Below are 22,941 nucleotides of genomic sequence, written 5' to 3'. Positions count from 1 at the left end.
TTCTAACCAACCTCTATTATATCTATTCGGCTATTTTCTGCCACTCTGATAGGGCGTTAAACCCTCCATTTAGACATTGGATTATATTTATTCCGCAGGCTGTACGTTATCGATCTCAAAGAACTGTGGCACGCTGGAGAAAGTATATCCGGCGATTTTGGAGGAATTATATACAACCAGATCCTTAGAATAGGAGATCGGAAGGTCAATCACATTGTCGTTGGAAACATTCAGTGCAGTAGCAATCGCACTCTGAACCACTTCGGGATCAGCAGAGGTGGAGAACGCATTTACCGCATCCGAATAGCTCTGGAAATCCTCAAGTGCCTGCAAGGAAATAGCATGAGGATCAGCACCGAGGGATTCCTGCAGGAACTTGTGCGGTTCAGTATAAGACCCTTCTGTATTCCATGTTGTAATGTCATAATTTCCTGCAACGCCTTCGGTCCACCAGGTCATCTGATCCTGGCCGGTAGTGGTTACGTCAATACCAACCTCTGCAAGCTGGGTCTTAATTGCAAGAGCCATGTCCTGTGCAAGAGAAAGATCAGTCCAATAGGTGTAATTCAGGGAAAGCTGCTGTCCATCTTTTTCACGGATACCAGTGCTTTCATTCATCACCCATCCAGCTTCATCCAGAAGTGCATTTGCTTTATCCAGATCATAGCTCCATGTGCTGTTATAAGTAATGTCTGTGTAGGGCGCTCCGGGTGCAAACAGGCTGGTGGCCGGAGTTTCGTATCCATAGGTCAGGCCCTTGGTGATTTCTTCCTTATTGACAGCGTATGCAATCGCCTGGCGAACCTTAAGATCGCTCAAAATTTCGCTGGACGCATTCAGAACCAGGTTCCGGGTCAGGGTATTTCCATCATTGATTGCGCCCTCGATCCCATCCAGAGAAAGAGCCTGATTATAGTCATCATAGCTGAGAAGGTCAGCACCGTAAATCAGGTCAACCTCACCAGTCTGTAATGCCTGAAGTCTGGAAGATGCCTCCGGGATATACTTTATGACAACTTCATCATAGTAAGGAGCTTCGCCCCAATAGTTTTCATTTCTGACAAAACGGGTGCAGTCACCGGAAATCATTTCTTCGCGGATGTATGGACCAGTGCCGACAACATCTGTGAATGTCTGGAAGTTTTCAGCTTCAAACACATTCGGGGACATCATACCAGCAACATTCTGGAAGCAGAAGTCATTGATATAAGAGAAGCAAGGGGCAGCATAATGAACGGCCACCGTGTATTCGTCAACAACCTCTACGCTTTCAATGTTGTAAATGCCCTTGATACCGCTAAAATTAGGGTTGGAACGGTCAAAGTCCAGAATTTCCTTTACGCTTTCCGCATTAAAAGCGGCTCCATCTGTAAAAGCAACATCCTGACGGAGCTTAAAGGTAAGGACAGTATTTGTCTCATCCCATCCCCATTCCTCGGCCAGTTCGGGAACAATTTCCCCGTCCTCGTAGGCAACCAAAGTCTCATAGACCAGACCGCAGGCGATATTATTCTCCTTGTTCATGGTCAGTGTCGTAAGGTTGTCCAGTTCCTTTGCTGTGACGATCGTCAGTACCTTCGCTTCGTTTTCACCGCCAGTCTGCGTCTGATCGGAGGTATCATTCTGACCACAGCCGACCATAGACAGAAGCATACTCACGCCCAATGCAGCGGCGAGAAGTTTCTTGTAAATCTGTTTCATGTTATCCTTGTCCTTTCTTGTTTGATAATTGATCTATTAGATAGCCTTGCTCGGCGATCCGTCCCTCCCGCATGATGATAATCCGATTTGCAATACGCATTGCGTCCTTTCTGCTATGCGTAATGAAAATGCAGGAGCTGCCGGATAGCTTCACAAAGTTCTCTACTAAAGTAAGTACGGCATCCGCCGAAATCAGGTCAAGCCCGCTGGTCACTTCATCCATGATTAAGTAATCTGGTTCCACGGCAATCGCCCGAAGCAAAGAGAGACGCCTCTGTTCGCCGCCCGAAAGCTGACGGACAGGAGTTTCCAAAAGCCTATAATCCATGTGTACGGCATCCATCAAATCTAAAATATGTTTTTTTCTCTCAGCTCTTTTCTTATCAGTTAAGTTCACCAGTGCTTCTTCCACATTTGCGTATGCGGACCTGGCAGGATTTAAAGTGCCGGAAGAATCCTGAAAGACCGCCTGTATTTTTTTACGATGCTGTTTCCATGTTCGATAATTCCAACAGGTTATATCTTCACCATCCAGTAATATCTTTCCCGAAGTGGGTTTCTCAAGTCCAATCAGAAGTCTTGCGAGCGTACTCTTTCCTGATCCGCTTTCTCCCTCAATAGCAATATTTTCGCCCTTGCTAAGACGGAGATTGATGCCCGAAAGTGCATTGAAATCTCCCTGATTCGCATTATGATATACCTGATTTACATTCTGGATTACAATTTCTCCCATTTCCATTCACCCCGACTTTCCCTATGGCTCAACGCGGAAAATTGTTTCATCCAGTCTGTCTGCGGACTTGACAAGAGTTTATCCATCGTTCCATGCTCAATAATTTTTCCGGCTCCCAGAACATAAACGTTCTGACATAAGTTTTTAAGTGCGGCCACATCATGGGATACAAATAATATGCCTTTGTCCTTCATTTGCTCCTGCATGATGAGAAGCAATAAATCCCTGTTTTCTTCATCCAATGCAGCGGTTGGTTCATCGGCTAAAACATAATCCGGCGACATTCCCAATAAGATTGCCGCAGCTACTCGTTGTAGCATTCCGCCTGATAGTTCAGACGGATACGCCCCAAAAATCCGATCCGTGTCTTTTAGATTCACGGAAACCAGTTTCTCTTTCGCCAGGTCAGTTGCTTCACTTGTATTCAAATGCAAACGATTGACAAAGGTTTCCCGCATCTGATAACCGATTTTTAATCGGCTGTCAAAAGCCGTCATAGGGTTCTGGGGGATAAATCCAAGCTTTTTCCCACAAAGCTCACGATGTGACTTGCGGGAAAGATGTGATAAATCTATATCGTCCAACAAAATCTTCCCGGCATCAATATGACAGCTTGTATGAAGCATTCCCAAAATGCTCCGCAGCAAAGTTGTTTTTCCAGAGCCGCTTTTACCTGTAAGTCCAATCACACGGCCTGCAGGAATTTCCATAGATATGTCTTTCAGAAGGTAGCGGCCTGACCGTTCCTTGACATCTAACTGTTCAATTTTTAACATCACTCTGCCTCCTTCGTTGTCAACTGCCTGCCAATGACGTTAAAGCAGAGTGTCGATAAAATTACCGCCCCTATTGGATAGAGAATCATGGTCGGGTGAAGAACCAAAGCACCCCTTGCGTCTAAAATCATACTTCCCCAATCTACTACATTATCACCAAGCCCTAATCCAATAAAGGAAAATCCGGTAATAGCCAGAATCATATCCGCACAGGAAAGGCACAGAAAGCGAATCATTTCGGCAATCAAATTCGGGAAAATATGAATCAGCATGATTCTGAGCTTTGAAGCGCCGGAAGCGATTGCACACATGACATAGGCTTTTCCCATTTCCATGTCGGTACGGGTACGAACCAGTTTTATGTATCTCAAAATGTAAGACACAGTGAGCGCGACAAGAGTAGTTTTCGCTCCGCTGCCCCAGGCTCCAATAAACACAATCAAATACGCAATCGGAGGAATAGCCGTGACAGCGTTAATCAGTCCATCTATCAGCGCATTTTCTTTCATAACGGCCCGGCTCGTCACCATTCCAATAACAGTACCAATCAGAAAAACAATAAGAGAGCCGCCTAATACAATCCCCAGCGTTGTCCATCCGCCATAAAGAATCCGCGACAGAATGCAGCGGCCTAACGCATCCGTACCAAACGGATATTCTGCACTGGGATCAGCATATCTCGCCAACAGATTTGATTTCATCGGATCGTTGGGAGCAAATAAAAATCCGATGAAAAAGAAAATAATCACAAGTGTCGGAATAAGGAGCGCAAACCGTTTCCGAAAACGCTTAGCGTTCATTTATGCCACCCCCTTTTTACGCCCGATTGCCCACTGCACCAAGTCAGCGGCAATGTTGCAAAGAGCAATCGCCAGCGCCAGAAAAAACACCTCGGCGTGTATCATGGGAGTATCGCGATCAAGCACATGGTTTACAATCAGATAACCAAATCCCGGAATTGAAAAAATGGATTCAATCACCGTTGCGTTAGCCAGTGCCAAACCAATGCTTTGTAAAAAGTTTGGAACTAAACCCATCGCTGCCCGCGGAAAAAAATGGCACAGCAAAAGCCTTTTTTCCGAAAGCCCACGGCAACGGGCATAAAATGCGTAATCCTCGTTGCTTTCATGCTCCAGAGCATCCATCAGAAGCGGCGTATAGAAAGAAGCCCCGAATACGCCAATGCAGATTGCCGGAGATATGTAGCTGAGTAGGGTTGTATTTCCTGCCACAGAAATTAAGGACTTTTGAACAGCAAAATAATCCAGATAAACGGTTGCCAAATAGAAAGAGGGTATGGACACACCCAAAATGCACAAAAGCCTGACTGCCTTTTTCGGAAGTTTCCAGGGAAGTAAAAAGGCAATACAACTAACGATTACAATGAAAACAACCTGAAAGATAGATGCCAGAGCTACAATTCCAAGCGTTTTCGGAAAGGCTGTGGCAATATCCGTCCAAACATCATGTCCATTTGCCAAAGAAACGCTTAAATCAAAATGCAGTAAGTCCCATACCCAACGGCCATACTGGACAAGCAATGGTTTATCAAAACCTAACTGAATCCGAATTTTTTCAATCTGCTCCGCTGTGGGGTTTCCGATCATCCTCTTTGCATAAGCTGTGGCCGGATCAACGGATGACAGTCTCATCAGCAAGAAAGACAACAGAGTTACAAACAGTAAAGTAAATATCAGTTCAATCAGTTTCCGTAGGATATATTTTCTCATATCCTGTTTCATAATACCGACTCCTTTGAGAGTTAGAGGGGGCTAACCTCCATGTAAAAAGAAAGAGCGTCTGCACGACGCTCTTAAATCATCTGCTAGTACAGATGATAGTATATTGTATCTGGTATTTTGCCGCCACTCTAAAAAGACCAAACATCCTCTATTTGGACAACTTTTTTCGGAACTCGGAAGGCAGTTCTCCAAATTCCTTTTTGAATACTTCGGAAAATTTACTTGGATTATCGTATCCCATTTTAGCCGCAATTTCTGTTATGCTGTCAGAAGTATCCCGAAGCAAGATCGTGGCAGCCTGCATACGATAGGATTTCATATAAGCATAAATAGAACACCCATAAACGCCCTTGAAGCAAACCTTCATTGAGGTAAGAGGAATTTCAAATTTTTCTGATAACTCCTGCAAAGTATAATGGTTGCGAAGATCAGCTGTCATATATTCCTGCATTTTCTTTATTGTTTGTACTTGATTTCTTGCAAAATATCTTCGTTCTTCCTGGTAATCCTGAAGCGAAACCTGATTCAGAAACATCAGCAATTCCAACACTTTCACTTTTAAATAGTAAGCGATCATCCGAGGCTCCACCCGATAAAGTTCCGAAAAAATATGTTCAATTTCGCTTTGAGTTCTTAATACAATGCAGGTATCATTCTTGCAAAACTTATCTGCAATCGAAAAGACATCTATATTCAGACCTCCAATCACACTTTCTATCCGCTTCATAGTTTGATCTGCCGTAGGCAGATCAATGGTAATAGAAATGCCGTGATAATGCGACAACGGAAAGTAAGTTGATGTAGTTTCGTTTGTCAGGCGGTTAATTGCAAGATCGCCAGCACCGACATACTGATAATCTCCATTAGCAAATTCGCATTCAAAACGTCCCTCCCGGCAATGATTGATTTCAAGTACATCAGAGTGCGGAAGCTTGTTTTGATTCTGTCCATCGCTCATGTGAAAATCATTATAGAATAATTCAATACCCGGAAGAATTTCATAACGAGTGATAACACCCTCTCCAGTTACGTTTTTCATTCTGTAAATGGAGCAGCCATCTTCGCTGACAATTTTTTGAATTTCCGGATCAAAAAAGTCTGTAAATTGCTGTTCGCTCATTTGTATTTCCTCCCTGGTTAGCATAAGCAAACCACGGTTAGTATAGCATATTTTCATGGCCGCAGTCCATGGATGTTTTTTGAATTTTGAAGTATGCGTGTTGATTCTCGATATCATAACTCATATAAAATTTTTATTCCTCTCTTTTTATGCACTCTTTTGTAAACTAACCATACCTTAATAAAAATCTATTTGCAATGTTTAACTTCGGTATAATCATTCCTATTCGTCAGCATAATAAGGTTATTCCTTTGTGTAAACCGGAACGATACAATATTCTTGAGGTGAACGATTATGCCGATTGATGATTTAACTGCTTTAGGGCAAAAAATGCGGGAAGCCCGAAAGAATAAAGAACTGACACAGCAGGAACTTTCTGATCTGAGCCATGTTTCTGTAAAGCAAATCGCCAATATCGAAAAGGGAAAAATGAATCCTTCCTATTTGATTTTAAGAGCATTGGCAAAGGTCCTGCACATCTCTTTAGATACGCTTATAAATCCAGATATTTCTCTGGAAGATGAAGGTGTCAATCAGATGAAAATGCTTTATTCCAGCTGTCCGCCAGAAATGCGTGACACCCTGCTGCATCACACCCAGGAAACGGTGAAAGAACTGACAGAGTTGTCCGAAAAATTTGAAACGAATTGAGCCAGTGAGTGAAATTTAACGATTCTCTCACTGGTTTTTTTCATTTTCGGAGAAAAGAGGCAAGCAATGCCTGTGTTAATACACACAGGCCCGCAGAGAAGAAAATCCCTCCGTGATTTTCCTCTCCGCTTGCTTGTTGAGGGCAACGCCCCCAAGCCCCTTTGAACACAGAATTTCATTCTGTGGCTGCGCGTTCTGCGAACGCTTTTGACCAGGACCAGCTTACCGCTGGCCGTGGTCTTTTTCCTTTTCAACATCCTGTTCTACCTCCATTTTCAGCACTCGATCCACATTGGCCTTTGCCGTTAAAAGCTCCCGCATTTCCTCACGGGAACGCCGGTACTCGGCATAGGTCTTTTTCTTTTCTTCCAGCAATTTCGCGTACTCCGTCTGCAACTCTTTGACCTTGGGAAGCTTCTTGACTCCCATCTCATCAAAGGCATTCTTAGCAGCCTGGTGGAGCAGAATTTCTTCCTCATGTTCTTCCAGGAATTTCTTAGAGTAACCCGCCTTGCGGTATGCCACATAGACCTCACGGGTCTTGGCATAATTTACGATGTGAGTACGCAGAACAGCGATCTCTGCCATGCGCTTTTCAGCCGCTTTGATCTGCGCCGAAAGATCATTGTGATGTGCCGTGGCAGCCGCAGCCTTTTCTTCCAAAACCGCATACTCCAGCAGATTGTTCTCTGACAGGTAATTCATGGTCTGCGCCATTTGTTTCAGATTAAAAACTTTAGCCCATCGAGCATAGCCAGCACCTTTTCCAGCCTGCAATTTTGCCTGAATGTCCACCAGCAGATTGATCTTCGGCGGCTCTGCCTGTGTGACTGTTTTCTTTCGCGGGGTATGTGCTTTCTTCCCTAAGAGAACTGCCCGCAAATCTTCCAATCCATATCCTTCGCCCAGACTGTCCATGCGGGCGGCTTTCTCCCAACCAGAGAGTTTCAGTCGATACGATTTTCCGCGCTTTGAGACTTCACAACCATACTCTTGCAACAGCTTCAGCAGTTCTTCAAAGTCAGCAGGACTTTGTGATAATGCGTTGTCAATCATCACACGCAGCTGTTCCCGATGGGAGGGCTTGGCCTGTTCGCCCAGCCACTTGTTGTAGCTTTTTCCGTGGGGTTTTGGGTCCTCCACAATGGACAATCCGTTCTCGATACAGATGGTATCGCTCAAGCGCCGGACGGCTCTGGTGCTGCCCCAAAAGTTGCGGAATTTTCGGTCACAATCTGCATTGACCGCCGACCAGATGATGTGATTATGAACGTGCGATTTGTCTATGTGGGTGCAGACCACAAAGGCGTGATTGCCCTTGGTAAACCGCTTGGCAAATTCCACGCCCAGGCGGTTTGCTTCCTCCGGCGTGATTTCACCGGGTTTGAATGACTGGCGCACATGGTAAGCGATCACATCATCCGCGCCGCGCACTCGTCCGGTAGCGGCAATGTATTGCCTCTTTGCCAGAAGAAACTCTGCATCCGCAGTCCGGCTGTCACACGCATAGCCGGTAATGAGCCTGCCGTTATCTGTTTTCTTTGGATTGGCCACATAGTCGATGATGTCACTGATCGCCCGACTCTCTGTGCGGCCTTTGCCGACATGAAGCGGCATAATTCTTGTAGTTGCCATAATAGAAGGCCCTCCTCTCATAAATATTTTTGTTTTCGCTGAACTCTTTGCTTCTATCGTTGCAATAACTTTCTCCGCTGGGTATAATAAAAAAGAACTTTCTACAACCTCAAAGGAGGGATTTCTATGATAGAACAGCTCATTGCTGAAGCAACAGAATGTGATTTCAAAGTTGCTCTCGAAATAAAAAAGCCAAAAAGCTGGTTAAAAAGTGTCAGTGCCTTTTCCAATGGAATCGGCGGCACTCTGTTTTTCGGAATCTCTGATGACCGGAAACCTATCGGCTTGTCCGATGTTCAAAAGGATGCTGAGGCGATCAGCCGCTTAATTAAAGAACGTATCACACCATTACCTCAGTTTATCTTAAAACCATTACAGGAAGATGGTAAAAATCTATTAGCTCTGGAGGTTTCTCCTGGCCGTAGCACCCCATATTATTACAAGGCAGACGGCGTGATGGAGGCATATATCCGTGTTGGAAATGAAAGCGTAATTGCCCCTGATTACATTGTGAATGAATTGATCTTAAAGGGAACCAATCAGTCCTTTGATACCCTAACAACAGACGCGGTAAAAAAGGATTACAGCTTTACACTTCTGGAAGCAACCTATCTGGAACGGACCGGTCTCCGCTTTGAGCCATCCGATTATGTTTCCTTTGGTTTGACTGATAAAAATGGACTCCTGACCAATGCCGGAAAACTCATGACCGATCAGCACACGGTTTATAACTCCCGTATGTTCTGTACCCGGTGGAATGGCTTGGAAAAAGGCTCTATCTTTGATGATGCGCTGGACGATAAAGAATACGAGGGAAATTTAATTTATTTACTGAACAGCGGCAGTGAATTTATTCGCAATAATTCCAAAGTCCGTTTTGTCAAAAAGGCACAGTATCGTGTAGACAAACCGGATTATGCTGAACGAGCTGTGACAGAGGCTCTTGTCAATGCGCTTATCCATCGTGATTATATTGTGCTTGGCAGCGAAATCCATATTGATATGTTTGATGATCGGGTGGAAATCACATCTCCGGGCGGTATGTTTGGCGGTGGATCAATTCAGGAATATGATATTTACAGTATCCGTTCCATGCGGCGAAACCCTGTGATTGCTGACCTGTTCCATCGCATGAAGTACATGGAACGCCGTGGAAGTGGCCTACGCAAAATCGTCAGTGAAACCGAAAAGCTGCCTGGATACACAGAGGCATATAAGCCCGAATTTTCCTCAACAGCGACAGATTTCAGAGTCATCTTGAAAAATGTAAACTACAACTTAGAGGGTGACGCCCACCAAGTTATCCACCAAGTTACCCACCAAGTTATTGAACTATCAACGGTATCCAAACAGATTTTGGCTTTTTGCACAACACCAAAATCCAAGAAAGAGCTTGCAGTATTTTGCGGCTTCAAAGATTTAAGAAACTTCACTTTGAAGCATATCAATCCGCTTTTAGAATCCGGGCAATTAGAAATGACTATTCCCGATAAACCTAAAAGTCGCAATCAAAAATATATTACAGTTCGTTCCGAATAAACAGAGAAGCAGGGCATTGGGTCTCATCTCCCATTGTCCTGCTTCTTTTTCATTCCAAATTATATTCACATCATTTACCCATACACCCAATCCTGAATCGCAAATTTCAAACTCTGCACCTTTCCCAGCAGCCAGATCGCAGCCAGCGGCAGTCCCATCGGGCTAATCAAAAATGCCATAATCAGCAAAATTGCACCATTCTGCGGGGAATAGGTAATAAGCACAGCCACGCCAAGTAGAGCAATTACCGTGCTGAGCAGACCAAGCACCAGACCAGATATGTAGATCAGCCCCATGCAGAGCCAGACAAAAAGCGTCAACACCAAAACGACCGGTGCAGTTACAATCATCAGCAAGCATTTCAAAATCTTCATTCCAGTTCCTCCCTCCAACGCTCCAGATGCCGTTTGCACAGGGCATCCGCTTCTCTCTCATCATCTTCCGTCAACTCCCGTCTGCCTTTGGTCAGTTCAATCTCCACATAAGTCCGGTAATCATCAGCTAAGAGATTGAACAGTTCCTTGGGAGTATGGCACACCTCGCCAGAGCAATAGTGAAAATCCTGGTCAAATTCAACCCTTACACATCCGTGGCGGCTGATATAAACTTCTATGGTCTCGTCTGCGGTCAGGTAATCCGCAAAAATCTCCAGCACCTTTTCAAAGGTCAGCATCTATTTTCACTCCTTTGCTTCACTTTTTATTCTACTCATATTATCCGGTACGGACAGGCAAAAAACAAGGATACCGCCAAAAAGAAAAAGCGGAGGAAGGTGCGGCGAAGAAACGCCGTTCCTCCCTCCGCAAATGGAGTATCTATCCCTGTTATGAAAGTTTAGAAAGCTGAGTAAGGATTTGACTCACACCCTCCCATAGCTGTTCCTGCCGCTGGGATATATCCTCCAAGTCAGCATCGTAAACCCGCCCGGTCTCATGCACTTTGCGGGTCAGCTGATTTAAGTTGTTGCTGCTTCGGCGCATCAGGGAAACCAACTCCTTCAGCTCCGGCAGATCCAGTTTGACCACATAACCATCCAGCGCCATTTTCCGCAGATAAGCACTCAGATTTTCTGTCCCGTATTGCTGCATCTTTTGATGGATCAGTTCCAGTTCTTCTGCGGACACCCAAAACAAAACCGGCACATCTCGCTTGCGCTTTGCCATGGTTATCGCTCCGGCTCCCGTTTTTTCGGGGCGGCAGACTTATGGGCGGGCAGTTCCTGTTTGAGCTTATCCCGTACTGAGGGACGGGACGGTTCCAGCTTTTCTCTCTGGGTACGGCTACGCTGCTGTTCTTCACGCACCAGATCAATAAAACCATTCAAAACAGCAGGGTGGCTGTTTAAGGCATAACCACAACGGACGGTTTCTGGATTATCGTTGGGAATGGTCTTGGCCCATTCTTTGTTGCGTCGGGAGTAGCGCCCATCCCAGTCCTGAAGCTGGACCGTGTTAGACAGAACCATAGACACACGCTCCATGCCATAGGTCTCAATCACACCCTTTGCCGCATCGTGGCTGAGATACATTCCGTCGAAGTGTTCCCGCACCGCCGCTTCAATGGACTCCTTGCATTGGAGATTTACATTGTTGGAAGCTCGGTACTGCTCCAGCTCCCCATGTTCTCTCGCATAGGAAGCTGAATGGGGATAGACCGGTGTTGTTCGCAGTTCCTCTTTGGCTCTGCACACATCGTCGGCACGGCTTTCAATGCTGTCCCGGATCACATCCATATAGCCGGTCTCCAGCTTTTCAAAATAGCGGTACACATCCGCCAGCGGAGAGGGAGATTCCAAAAGTGCCTGAGCCTGGGTGTCGGTCAACTCCAGTTCCTCCATTGCCATCACGATGTCCTCGCGGATGGTGTACTCATAGGCATGGTTTAAGACTTCTTCCGGGGGCTGGCTTTTCAGCCAGTCCCGGAACTTGTCCTGTTCGGCAGCCATCTTTTCATAAAGGGCTGTATTCAGATCGTTAGTATTCATGTTATCGCACCTCCTCATGCTGTTTTGGTTTCTTGTCTGTACTACGGGGTTGCACCGGGCGTTTTAGGGTATCCAGCACCGAAGGCCGTGTGCTTTTGGCAACAACAGACTCGGTGTGTGCCTGCCCCTTTCCGTCGATGTTGAGCAGGGTATCCAACTCCACCAGACGGGCGTTTTTGCTTCTCAGTTCTTCTTCATAAAGGAATGGCTTTCCGACTTCCTCCTTTGCGGCAGCCTGCTGCTGATAGAGGTTATCCAGCTGGGCCTTTGCCGCCTCCAGACGCTGGGGCATCTGGGCGAGGGCATTGTCGATACGGGTAAGATTTCCGCGAGGGTCTGTACCAAGGGTTGCCCGGTGGGTCATCTGTCCTTTCAGCAGGAGCGTATATTCCTGTTTCCAGGCGGAAAATTCCACGGACATGGCATAACCCCGGTAGCTGCCGATCTGCACCGGATCGGAGGTTTTGACCTCCTTGCAGGCATCCAAAAGAGCTGCACCAGCGTTCTCCTTATCGGTCAGCAGGTCTCCACGAATCTCCATACCGGCAAAGCCGTCCTCTGGGTGCGGGTGAGCTGCCAAAACCTCCAGATCGGATTCAAAGCCCTTGATAAAACCTTTGTGCTTTTCAATCTCCTCCGGGAAGTATTTGAGCAGCTGGTCCTCCAGACGATATTGCTTGCTCTGGTGGTCGGCTTTCATCAGCTTCAGGCGGGATACCTCCACATCCAAATCCATACGCTCCTTGATACGGGGATCTCCGGCACACAGAGCCTTGATCTCGGCAAAGGAAAGTGCTGTTTCGTCCACATCATCGCAGGAGCGCACCGGCGATTTAGAAGTCATGATCTGACTGATGAATTTTTGCTTATTCTCCACCGTCTGCCAGAGGTATGCGTCAAAGGTTCCTTCGGTCACATAGCGGTACACATGGACAAGAGGATTCTGGTTACCCTGGCGCTCGATACGGCCCTTGCGCTGGGCAAGGTCTCCCGGTCTCCACGGACAGTCCAGGTCATGAAGTGCCACCAGACGGTCCTGCACATTGGTGCCTGCGCCCATCTTTGCGGTGCTTCCTAAAAGGACACGCACCTGACCGGTACGGACTTTAGAGAACAGCTCCTTTTTTCGCACTTCGGTATTGGCTTCATGGATAAAAGCGATCTGGTCGGCAGGCATCCCCTGGGCAATGAGTTTCTGACGAATATCATCATATACCGTAAAGACCGGTTCCTGCTCCGGCAGAGGCACAGCGCCTTCCAATGCGTGAAGCAGTGGATTATCCAACGTTTTCGCCGCCTTGCTTGCAGGAGCTTTTGCCTGCGGTGTAGAAATGTCGCAGAACACCAGCTGGGTCAGCTTGTCAGCTTTGCCGTCCCGCCAGATCTGCATGATGTTGTCCACGCACTGATTGACCTTTGTGCCAGGTTCATCCGGCAGCATCTGGTTGACGATTCTCTGGTCCAGGCCCAGCTTACGGCCATCCGAGGTAATCTTGAGCATATTGTCCTGGGACGGGTCAACGGTTCCGCTGTGTACCAGCGATGCGCGCTCCGAAAGGGTCTTGACCATTTCCTGCTGATGTTCGGTAGGCTGCGCCACGATGTTGTGGTATTCCACCTCCGGGGTAGGCAGATTCAACTGATCGGCAGTCTTAATGTCGGCCACTTCTTTGAACAGGTTCATCAGCTCCGGCAGGTTAAAGAACTTGCTGAATCTCGTTCTTGCCCGGTAGCCGGTGCCTTCCGGTGCCAGCTCCAATGCTGTGACGGTCTCTCCAAATCGGGAAGCCCAGCAGTCGAAGTGGGTCATGTTCAGTTCTTGCAGGCGTTCATACTGAAGATAACGCTGCATGGTGTAAAGCTCGGTCATGGAGTTGCTGACCGGGGTGCCGGTGGCAAAGATCACACCTCGGTTTCCGGTGACCTCATCCATATAGCGGCACTTGGCAAACATATCGGAGGATTTCTGCGCATCCGATGTGGAAAGACCAGCCACATTCCGCATTTTTGTGTATAGAAACAGGTTTTTATAGTTGTGGGCCTCGTCCACAAACAAACGGTCCACACCCAGCTGCTCAAAAGTCACCACATCGTCTTTTCGTCCCTCGGCTTGCAGCTTTTCCAGTCTGGCTTCCAGAGACTTTCTGGTACGCTCCAGCTGCTTGACGGTAAAACGCTCGCCGCCACTGGCCTGTACCTCTGCAATCCCCTCGGTGATCTCGTCGATCTGCTCATAGAGAAGCCGTTCCTGACGCTCCCGGCTGATGGGGATACGCTCAAACTGGCTGTGTCCCATGATGATGGCATCATAATCACCCGTCGCAATACGAGCGCAGAACTTCTTTCGGTTATGGGTCTCAAAGTCCTTTTTGGTGGTGACTAAGATATTGGCGGAAGGATAGAGACGCAGAAACTCCGACGCCCACTGCTCGGTCAGGTGGTTTGGAACCACAAAAAGAGATTTCTGGCACAAGCCCAGGCGTTTGGCTTCCATAGCAGCGGCCACCATCTCAAAAGTTTTGCCTGCGCCTACTTCATGTGCCAACAGGGTATTTCCTCCATACAGCACATGGGCAATGGCGCTTTTCTGGTGTTCCCGCAGGGTAATGGCCGGGTTCATCCCTCCAAAAGTGATGTGGCTGCCATCATATTCACGGGGACGGGTAGAGTTCATTTCTTCGTTGTACTGGCGCACCAAAGTCTGGCGGCGTTCCGGGTCTCTCCAGATCCAGTCCCTAAAGGCTTCCCGGATCGCTTGCTGTTTTTGGGCCGCCAGGGTGGTCTCCTTGGCGTTCAGCACGCGGCGCTCTTTTCCGTCTGCGTCCTCTATGGTGTCATAGATACGGACATCCCGCAGGTTCAGGCTGTCCTCCAAAATCTTGTAGGCATTGGCACGGCTGGTTCCGTAGGTGGTGTAGGCTGCCACATCGTTGTAGGATACGGAAGATTTCCCCTTGATCTGCCATTCAGCAGTAAAGGAAGAATAGTTGACCTCGATACTGCGCTGGAGATAAAACGGGGTGTTGAAGGTCTCGTACATAAACTGCTGGATGTACTCTTTGTCGATCCAGGTAGCGCCCAGACGCACCTCAATCTCCGACGCATCCAGGTCTTTGGGCTGGGCGGCGGTAAGAGCTTCCACATTGACTGCATAAACCGGGTCCTGCTGTGCGGCCCGTTGCGCCTGACGCAGTTTGCGGCGTACATTGCCGGAGAGGTATTCATCAGCAGTCACATAATGGGGCGTTCCGTCCTGCTCCAACTGTCCCGGTACACGGAAGATTACGCCTTGCAGCTCTCCGGCCAGTTCTTCTTTTGTTTTTCCGGTAAGCTGGCTCATATAGTCCATATCCACGCAGGCTTTTTCCGAGATGGACACCGCCAGTGCTTCACTTGCCGTATCCACCACAGCCACCGCCTGATGGGGCTTGATGGTCCGCTTGGTGAACATATCTGCCTTACGTTCCAGTTTCCCGTCCTCGTCGATGACTTCCAACGCACAGAGCAGGTAATAGGAAGAATCGTCTGCATAGGCCAGACGGTTTGCACGGTCATTGATGAGACCGTATTTGGCAGAAAAGCTGTCATAGAGGCTGTTCAGTTCCGCCTGCTTCTCCCGAATGGTGCTGTCCGGAACCGCTGCATCCATCTGAAGGTCGATCAGTTCCTGCACACAATCACGCAGTCCCACAAGACCTTTTACACGGGCTTCGGCGGTGGCGTTGAGGTCAGGGCGCACCATACGGCTGTTTTCCCGGTAGTACACCTGCCCGTCTACAATGGCATAGGAATAGTTCTTCACATTGGGGTCGGCAGGAATGGAGGTGTCAATAGCTTCGCCTTCGCCCAGCTCCGGCAGCTCTGCCTCCTGATAAGTGCCATGAATGTACTTCACGGCATCATGCAGCTGGTCGGAAAGCTCCAGTCCCTCGATAGGATTCACAGTGTAGTCCATACCATGAGCAGTGCTTACCGGCTCCTGTCTGCCCAGCACCATTTCCGGGTGGTCAATAAAATACCGGTTGATGGCAAACCCATCCTCCGTTTGTCCGGTCTGAGTCCATTCCGGCACGATGTCCAGCGGACGGTCCCGCTTTTGGAGAAAAATGATGTCCGATACAACCTCGGCACCGGCATTCTTTTTGAACGCATCATTGGGCAGACGGATAGCACCCAGCAGCTCAGCACGCTGGGCAAGATAGCGGCGCACGGTGGAATCCTTGGCGTCCATGGTATATCGGGAGGTCACAAAAGCTACCACGCCGCCGGGACGCACCTGGTCGAGTGCTTTGGCAAAAAAATAGTTATGAATACTGAAATTCAGCTTGTTGTAGGCTTTGTCGTTGACCTGATACTGACCGAACGGCACATTGCCGATGGCAAGGTCAAAGAAGTCACGCCTGTCGGTGGTCTCAAAGCCGCCTACTGTGATGTCCGCCTTTGGATAGAGTTGCTTTGCAATCCGTCCGCTGATGGAATCCAGCTCCACGCCGTACAGACGGCTGTTTCGCATTCCCTCCGGCAGCATACCGAAGAAATTGCCCACACCCATAGACGGCTCCAGAATATTTCCGGTCTCAAATCCCATACGGTCCACCGCTTCATAGATGGCCTGAATGACCGTAGGGCTGGTGTAATGGGCGTTGAGGGTAGAGCTTCTGGCGGCGGCATATTCCTCCGGGGTCAGCAGTTCTTTTAGCTGGGCATACTCTAAAGCCCATGCCGGTTTCTCCGGGTCAAACGCATCAGAGAGACCGCCCCAGCCCACATATCGAGAAAGAACCTCCTGCTGTTCGGGGCTTGCCTGCTGTCCGGCAGCTTCCAGCTCTTTCAGCAAACGAATCGCATTGACATTTGCCTGGAACTTGGCTTTCGGACCGCCTTCGCCCAAATGCTCATCGGTAATGCGGAAGTTTTTTGCATTGCGGCGCAGGTTAGCCTTGTATTCCTCATAGGAGGCTTCCTCGGCAGCTTTGGCATTGGGGAAGGTCTGCCACTGGCCATTGACCTGAATGGAAACCGGGTGTTCGTCCAGCACTTCCTCAAAAGTTTTCTCCGGCTCTGTCACAGGCGCTGGTGGCTCCGGCTCCTCGATATGCAGCCGTTCCACCACCACATCATAAGGCAGATTGTTCTTATCGCCCGGATAGACGGCCACGGTCTCGGAATGGAAGGTCGGGGATTCGGCAGCCGGTTGGGGCTGTTCCTGTCCAAAACCGTCCTGCTGACGGGCATACATCCCGCGCAGCAAAGGTGCAACCTCATCCCAGCGGAAATACAGCATAGCCAGACGCTTTTCCTCTGCGTCCAGGACTTCCAGTTCTATGCCCTGTGCCGTGGTACGGTAATCGGCAATATCGCCAGTCTCCAGATTCAGTGTCTCGATCTCACCGGAATAGGCTCTGCTCAGCCAGTAGGCGATCTCGCTGTTGCTCCTGCCGGATTGCAGCAGCGTGGAAATCTGCTTTTTATCCGCTTCATCCATCAGTCCATGAGCCAATACATCCCGCAAGTCCTGATCTGCCTTGTCCGGGTCAATAGGAAGAAACTCGGTATAGTAAGCATTGCGGCGGTCTGCCCGAAGCAGCTGCTCAAACTGTTCTTTGCGCTCTGCCCGGTAGATGGGATATACCATCCCGGTGGGCAGAAGCTGTACGGTGTCCTCCCGCAGCTCGGTGATCTGATAGACGTCATCCTCGATATACACGGTATCGCCCACGGCATAGACCGGGGCGGCTGGCTCATAGGAGGTTCTTTGCGGAATTGGGCGGCGAACTGCGTCATATTCCTCATCGGAAATGGAAACTTTGGAAGTCTGCTCTGTCTCGGCATCTGCGATCTGCTCGGCATCTGACATCACCTGTTGGATAAACGGGGCATTGTCCAGTTTTTCCGTGTCTGCCACCTGGCCGTTGACGATCCCTCTTTCTTCCAGAGCTTCCCGGATGGCGATGGGGTCGATGTCGTCAAAACGGTCCTGTTCTTCTTCGGTATAGAACCGGTCCTCCTGAATGAGCTGGGCAATCCGGCGCTGTACCTTCGGCCAGGGCAGCTGCGTTTCCTCCGGGCTGCCGGCACGGACAACGAACAGGCTGTTGCTGTTACTGCCGCCGTATTCCTGAGCCAGCCATGCGGCGGTATCTTTTTCTCTTGCATGGTCTTTCATATAGCGGACAACAGCGTGTTTACTCTCGATATTGCCGTTCCATGCACAAAGGGCAGTATCAATATCTTCCTGAGAAAGAGGGCGCAGAAGCTCATGGAGCTTTGGATAGGTCTCGTCGATCACTTCCCGGTGTAAACGCTGACGGAACTCCGGCACATCCGAATAGAGTCGGATCAGCTCCATATCCTTAGAACCAAGGACTGCACGGCGCACAGCGGCATTACCCTCGATGACAGCATTTTCACGGTCAGAATGACCGCAGGCATTGCGGTATGCGGTATCCTCAGAAATGGCGGCAGTCACCACAGGCTTATACTGCTCAAACTGCTCCCCAAGGGTAGGCTTTGGTGTTTCTTCATCCATCTCCGGCTGCTGGGCTTGAATGGCATCTTCTTCGGCCAGTTCCTGTTCAGACTGGATCTTGTCATACTGTGCCTGTTCCTGTTCGGTAAGATAGCGGTCTTTCTGGACAAGTGAGGTAATGCGCTTGGCAACCTTTTCCCAGTTCAAGTGAACATCCGGGCAGTCCTGCTTTTTATAGTGCAGTCCTTTCCCATCGTGATCTTCACCGCTGTGTGTTGCGCCGGACAGGGCATGAGAGCGTCCGCCAATGCCATACTCGTCTTTGAGGAATCTCACTTTCTCCTTATCCGTATGGTTTGCCATGAAGAACGCATAGATACGGCCTTTTCCTCCGGCGAAACTGCTGCCGCCGGTCATAGCGGCGTCGATCTCATCCTCGGTAATGAAGTGCTGAACGGTTGGCACTTGGGAAAGGTCTGAAGAAAAGGTCCTGCGTGGCAGGTCAAGGTCCTTCAGGTTCTCCCAGATCTCCCTTGGTCTGTGATAGTGAAAACGCAACAGGTCACGGTCCTGCTGATAGGCAGTCCAGAAGGCGGCGTATTCTTCCTTGAGGGTCTGGCGGAAAGCCGGGTCACTCAGCTGCTCCGTCAGGCGGCAAGTCTCCTCCGGGAAACCATTGCCTTTGATCTCTGACAGGCAGGACAAATATCCGGCTTCTCTGGCACCCTCACTGAGATCGTGATACAGATACCAGAGCTTTTCTGCAAGGAGGGAGCGTTCATAGCCTGCCGCTTCTGCAAGCTCCACATTGGAGGCAAACTGACCACTTTCCAAAAGCTCCCCGATACGCTCTGCGGCGCTCTCCCAGGAAATGACCTGGGCAGACCTGTCATAACGGACAGACTTCCCATGGGAAAGATGGATACCATCCTCGGCATACCATGCGCTCACACTGCCAAGGCCATTGCCGCCGTGGTACAGCGTTTTCAGTATCTCGGTAATCTCAGCGGTGGTTTTCTGCTTTTCAAAGGCTGCAACCACACGCTCCCTTTGACGGTCTGTATTGCCGCCCAAACGCAGCACATGGTCGATGTCATTTTGGGCAAAAGAAAAAGCAGAGGATGTATGCGCTACATTCTCTGCTTCATCTATGGATTGGATCTGTTCCGCTTCGGAAAGGAACAGGTTTAGGGTCAGCTGTTGATAAGCTCCGCCATCAGGATCTCCTCTGCCTGGGCTTTGCAAGTGTTCATCAGCCCCACCCACTTCATGGGATCGCTGGCTTTCAGTTGCTCGGTGGCTCCCGCTTCTTTCGCCAGCTGGGGCATCATCTGCTCCAGTCTGCTCTGGGCGGTCTCGTCGATCTCCAGAAGGTGCTGGTACAACTTCTCGCTCATCAGCATCTGGTTGTAGAGGATGGGACGGTGTTCCTTCAGGTAGGTTTTCCTCATCCTGCCGTACTTGCCCAGGGTTTTCTCCGGCTGCTGGCTCAGCTTCAGGTCGGGAATCAGATAGTCTCCGTTCTGGATATAGGTCATGGGATTGTTCATCTTGTTTGCTCCTTTCTTGGTTGGCTTCGCGCTCTGCATTTCGGACGGTAACGCCGATCTGCCGCAGCACCTGCTGATTGATCTGGCTGACCGCTGTTCCCAGCGCCCCGATGGTGGACGGGGTGTTGAAATCAAAGATCGCCATAAAATCTTCGTGGTCGAAGTAGTGTTCCGGCTCCAGTCCGCAGCGGGACATCAAAGCGTAAGTGATGCTGACGGTGGCGGCTGCCTTAAACTGCACTCCGATGTTAAACTCATCATATTCCTCCAAAAAGGAACCGTCAACGATATAGAAGAAGTCCTGCTGATGCTCCGTCCAGTATTCCTCAGCCAGTTTTCCGGCTACCTCAGTGAGCTGTCCGGCAAGGTCATCACCGGAAACATCATAGGTGCGTTCCAGCATGACCTGCACGGAATCCAGATGGCGCTCCTCCAGCTGCCACAGCCAGGGAGTGCGGGAATGTTCACGGGTCCCGGTGTCCGTGATGTCGAACACATAGCGCAAACGGGGTTTATCACCGGAATCGTCCACCAGAGCAATCCCTTTGGAACCGCGCCTTACATACCGGCCCATCTTTTCATTCCACAAATCGTACTCCGCACAGGCGGTGGCGTCCGGTCGCTGGGCATAGATCATCAGCTGCTCGTGGAACGGGTACTTGTAAAGGCGGGAAGCAGTGGTGAGAAACCCTGCCCATTCCTGCCAGCTCCCCGTGAGCTGCGTTGTTACCTTCTCCGCCATCTGTGCATATAGTTCAGCTTTGGTTGGCATAGTGTTCTGTCCTCCTTTCAGTTTTGGGGTAAAAAGGTGGGGTGGCATATTGCCACCCCATCCCTGCGATTATGGTGTTTACTGGTCAAAATCCGGATACAACTCCAGCTCGGCAAACTCGGCATCACTCATGGCCTGGAGCTTGCCCAGTGCGCTGTCTGTCAACTCCCGCAGCTCGGTTTCCTCCGGGGCCAGCTCGCCGCGCATCTCACGTAGGCTGTCGATCAATCCGGTGCGGCTACCGGTATTGTAAATGCACATCAGGTTCATTTCCTCAAAAGTAAAGTTTCCCATATCAAATCTCCCTTTCCGCACTCTTTTTTGGCGCTGTCTTTTTGTGTTCTGCCTTGGGCTGGCTTTTCAGCTGCTCCATGACGGACTTTTTCTTTTCCCGTTCCTCCCGATGGGCAGCGGCAGCCAAATCCATGAGGGAAATGGACTGACCGCTGCGGGCCTGCTGTTCCAGCTCTGCCACCGTAGGCTCTTTTGCGCCATTGTTGATGATACCGTCGATCATGCCGTAATCATCCTCCACGGCCATCTCCGCATTTTTCAGCGGATTTTCTGGCAGGAATCCGGGGATCTGGGTAAAACCAACACTGTCACAGTAATGACAGGATACCTTACCATCCTGCTTGATCGCAACGATGTCACTGACACTCATAGAAGGACTGTGAAAATCCGCCGGTTTTTGCAGATTAAACTGCTCATATAGTTTTTCCAGCTGCTCCGGTACCGTGCCAGACTCCCTCAGCGGAGCAGTGTAAATGAGATCATAATTGCTGCGCTCTATGGAAATATCATGGGACTTTAGCCAGTCCAGATTCATAAAGCGCACATTCTGCGGATCGTCACGGCTCACCTGATAGATGGCAAAGCAATCTCTGTTCTGGGATAGAAATGCCTGTTCGCGTTCCTGCTGATGTTCCTGACGCTCCATGACCTTTTCGTGGAACTGAGGGCTTTTCTCCCATTCCTCACGGTCCACACCGAAAAGTCCGCCATGATCCATGATTTCCTGCGAGTCAAATACCATACTCTCCGTATTGTCCTCATGCAGCACATAGACAGTCAAACCAGCGGCATCCAGTTCCAGCGCCCGTTCTCTGGTGACAGGGAGCATCCCATCATAGAAGTAGCCGTATTCCTGCATATCCGGTGTGGATACCTGCTCATCAGGCATGGGGTATTCATCCAGTGCCTGCTCCTGTGCTTCCGGCAGCTGGGAAGAAGCAGCCATCTGACTGGCCTCTGCCTGCATCTGCTGGTAAACAGCTTCCTGCAAGGTCTCAATCATGGACAACGGTGCGTATTTTACAGAGTCTCTGCCCAAATCGTTGTCATCACAAATCTGGAGAACTGCCTTCATGCGAGAAATCTCCGGCATATCCAGCTGACCACCATCCAGCTCTTTCATGGACGCGGCATCGTAAAGGGTATAGTCCCAGCCGTTGTCACAGGACTGGATATGAAGATAGGTGGCATCGTCAATCAGAAACAAAGCCTCCTGCTGGTTGGCGTCCGCCCCCAGCACTTCCATTTCCGGCATTGCCGCAGCCAGTTCCTTTACCGCTTTTTGCACCAGAGGATTATCACGGTAATAGTCGATTGCCTGGATGGTGTCCAGGTCAATGGTCTGGCCGGTCAAAATCGGAAAAGGTCCTTCATAGTCGCTTCCGTCTTTCAGCTCAAAACCAATGCCCTTGATCCCGTTCATTCGTTCTGCCGGAATCTCCTGATAAATGCGGATTGCTTCCTCCAAAGACAGGTTATCGTGGTATTCTCCGAGGTTTGGAAATTCCATGCACTCTGCTACATAGTAGGTCAGATCGCCGGTCTGCTGTCTATCAGATACCTTAGCGGCATCTTCTGGCTGCTCTATCGGGGCGGGTTCCGGCTCTACCTTTGCATGAGGGTCGATTCCGCGCTCTTTGCAGATTTCCTTATAGTGGCGCTCAATGTCGGAGATCAAAGTGCCGGAGGTTTTGTTGATGGTCTCCAAACTGGCTCTCAGTTCTTTCAGCTCCTTGCCCTGGCTCCAGCTTGCAATATAGCCGAAGCTGTTTTCTCCGGTCTCGATGCCAAAATACTTGCAGACCGCATAGGAGATGCTTTCCGCTTCAAATGGAAATATTAACATTTGAAGCGTTATACTCAGCATTCCAAAATGTTAATCATTTTAAAGAATGCTGAGAAATAAGACGTCTTTCTACTAAAAGATGAGCATTATTCGTTAGCGCAATCCACAAAGTCTTGCCATTTCATCTTC

Annotated in this window: 17 protein-coding genes and 1 pseudogene; 3 read left to right on the top strand and 15 right to left on the bottom strand. The window is 49.3% G+C overall.

Features of this window, described 5'->3' with window-relative positions; all coding sequences use genetic code 11:
- Positions 1–87: 87 nt before the first annotated feature.
- The 6 genes from NE473_RS27040 to NE473_RS27015 all read right to left on the bottom strand — a co-directional run bounded on the left by NE473_RS27040 (position 88) and on the right by NE473_RS27015 (position 6,072).
- On the bottom strand, positions 88–1,701 hold the full coding sequence (locus tag NE473_RS27040; protein WP_227104897.1) for a nickel ABC transporter substrate-binding protein: 1,614 nt from the start codon (positions 1,699–1,701) through the stop codon (positions 88–90).
- A gap of 1 nt (position 1,702) precedes the next feature.
- The gene (locus tag NE473_RS27035; RefSeq protein ID WP_227104899.1) at positions 1,703–2,434 is read right to left on the bottom strand and encodes an ATP-binding cassette domain-containing protein; all 732 of its coding nucleotides are present in this window, start codon (positions 2,432–2,434) and stop codon (positions 1,703–1,705) included.
- Entirely contained in the window at positions 2,419–3,210 is a 792-nt protein-coding gene (locus NE473_RS27030; RefSeq protein WP_227104901.1) for an ATP-binding cassette domain-containing protein, read from the bottom strand. Before NE473_RS27030 ends, NE473_RS27035 begins: the two co-directional genes overlap by 16 nt.
- The gene (locus NE473_RS27025) at positions 3,210–4,010 is read right to left on the bottom strand and encodes an ABC transporter permease (protein ID WP_227104903.1); all 801 of its coding nucleotides are present in this window, start codon (positions 4,008–4,010) and stop codon (positions 3,210–3,212) included. Before NE473_RS27025 ends, NE473_RS27030 begins: the two co-directional genes overlap by 1 nt.
- Positions 4,011–4,952, bottom strand: a complete 942-nt coding sequence (locus tag NE473_RS27020) for an ABC transporter permease (protein WP_227104905.1) — start codon at positions 4,950–4,952, stop codon at positions 4,011–4,013.
- A 148-nt stretch (positions 4,953–5,100) separates the two neighbouring features.
- Complete coding sequence (locus tag NE473_RS27015) at positions 5,101–6,072, bottom strand: helix-turn-helix domain-containing protein (protein WP_044921512.1); 972 nt, start codon at positions 6,070–6,072, stop codon at positions 5,101–5,103.
- A gap of 294 nt (positions 6,073–6,366) precedes the next feature.
- Here NE473_RS27015 and NE473_RS27010 point away from each other — a divergent pair, with 294 nt between their 5' ends.
- Complete coding sequence (locus NE473_RS27010; RefSeq protein ID WP_116704857.1) at positions 6,367–6,723, top strand: helix-turn-helix domain-containing protein; 357 nt, start codon at positions 6,367–6,369, stop codon at positions 6,721–6,723.
- A gap of 222 nt (positions 6,724–6,945) precedes the next feature.
- Here the strand turns inward: NE473_RS27010 and NE473_RS27005 are convergent, their stop codons facing one another.
- Positions 6,946–8,358 carry a relaxase/mobilization nuclease domain-containing protein gene (locus NE473_RS27005; RefSeq protein WP_256265442.1) on the bottom strand — a complete coding sequence of 471 codons (1,413 nt, stop codon included), beginning with the start codon at positions 8,356–8,358 and terminating at the stop codon, positions 6,946–6,948.
- A 126-nt stretch (positions 8,359–8,484) separates the two neighbouring features.
- Here NE473_RS27005 and NE473_RS27000 point away from each other — a divergent pair, with 126 nt between their 5' ends.
- Positions 8,485–9,897 (top strand): ATP-binding protein, encoded by a 1,413-nt coding sequence (locus tag NE473_RS27000; protein WP_256265441.1) that lies wholly within the window; start codon positions 8,485–8,487, stop codon positions 9,895–9,897.
- A gap of 74 nt (positions 9,898–9,971) precedes the next feature.
- On the opposite strand, the gene NE473_RS26995 is transcribed toward NE473_RS27000, so the two are convergent.
- The 6 genes from NE473_RS26995 to NE473_RS26970 form a co-directional block, all read right to left on the bottom strand.
- A complete protein-coding gene (locus NE473_RS26995) occupies positions 9,972–10,271 on the bottom strand; it encodes a CD1845 family protein (protein ID WP_008728403.1) in 300 nt (99 codons plus the stop codon).
- Positions 10,268–10,570, bottom strand: a complete 303-nt coding sequence (locus NE473_RS26990) for a hypothetical protein (protein ID WP_215687094.1) — start codon at positions 10,568–10,570, stop codon at positions 10,268–10,270. The genes NE473_RS26995 and NE473_RS26990 overlap by 4 nt, the downstream gene beginning before the upstream one ends.
- Before the next feature lie 151 nt (positions 10,571–10,721).
- The gene (locus NE473_RS26985) at positions 10,722–11,060 is read right to left on the bottom strand and encodes a plasmid mobilization protein (RefSeq protein ID WP_004800182.1); all 339 of its coding nucleotides are present in this window, start codon (positions 11,058–11,060) and stop codon (positions 10,722–10,724) included.
- A 2-nt stretch (positions 11,061–11,062) separates the two neighbouring features.
- Positions 11,063–11,881 (bottom strand): DUF3848 domain-containing protein, encoded by an 819-nt coding sequence (locus NE473_RS26980; RefSeq protein WP_256265440.1) that lies wholly within the window; start codon positions 11,879–11,881, stop codon positions 11,063–11,065.
- Between the two features lies 1 nt (position 11,882).
- A complete protein-coding gene (locus NE473_RS26975) occupies positions 11,883–19,595 on the bottom strand; it encodes a helicase-like domain-containing protein (protein ID WP_502802851.1) in 7,713 nt (2,570 codons plus the stop codon).
- The gene (locus NE473_RS26970) at positions 19,544–19,888 is read right to left on the bottom strand and encodes a TnpV protein (RefSeq protein WP_432764160.1); all 345 of its coding nucleotides are present in this window, start codon (positions 19,886–19,888) and stop codon (positions 19,544–19,546) included. The genes NE473_RS26975 and NE473_RS26970 overlap by 52 nt, the downstream gene beginning before the upstream one ends.
- Between NE473_RS26970 and NE473_RS26965 the strand changes: the two genes are divergently transcribed.
- Entirely contained in the window at positions 19,887–20,654 is a 768-nt protein-coding gene (locus NE473_RS26965) for a hypothetical protein (protein ID WP_256265439.1), read from the top strand. The genes NE473_RS26970 and NE473_RS26965 overlap by 2 nt on opposite strands.
- A 96-nt stretch (positions 20,655–20,750) precedes the next feature.
- On the opposite strand, the gene NE473_RS26960 is transcribed toward NE473_RS26965, so the two are convergent.
- Both NE473_RS26960 and NE473_RS26955 read right to left on the bottom strand, forming a co-directional pair.
- The gene (locus NE473_RS26960; RefSeq protein ID WP_002576226.1) at positions 20,751–20,966 is read right to left on the bottom strand and encodes a transposon-transfer assisting family protein; all 216 of its coding nucleotides are present in this window, start codon (positions 20,964–20,966) and stop codon (positions 20,751–20,753) included.
- Between the two features lies 1 nt (position 20,967).
- Positions 20,968–22,794 (bottom strand): annotated as a pseudogene (locus NE473_RS26955) (YodL domain-containing protein); the annotation flags it as partial.
- Positions 22,795–22,941 lie beyond the last annotated feature (147 nt).

The sequence above is a fragment of the Hungatella sp. SL.1.14 genome (assembly GCF_024460495.1).
GTDB classification, from domain to species: Bacteria; Bacillota; Clostridia; order Lachnospirales; family Lachnospiraceae; genus Hungatella; species Hungatella hathewayi.
The sequence above is the reverse complement of the archived record's forward strand: the minus strand, read 5'-3'. Positions and strand labels throughout refer to the sequence as shown.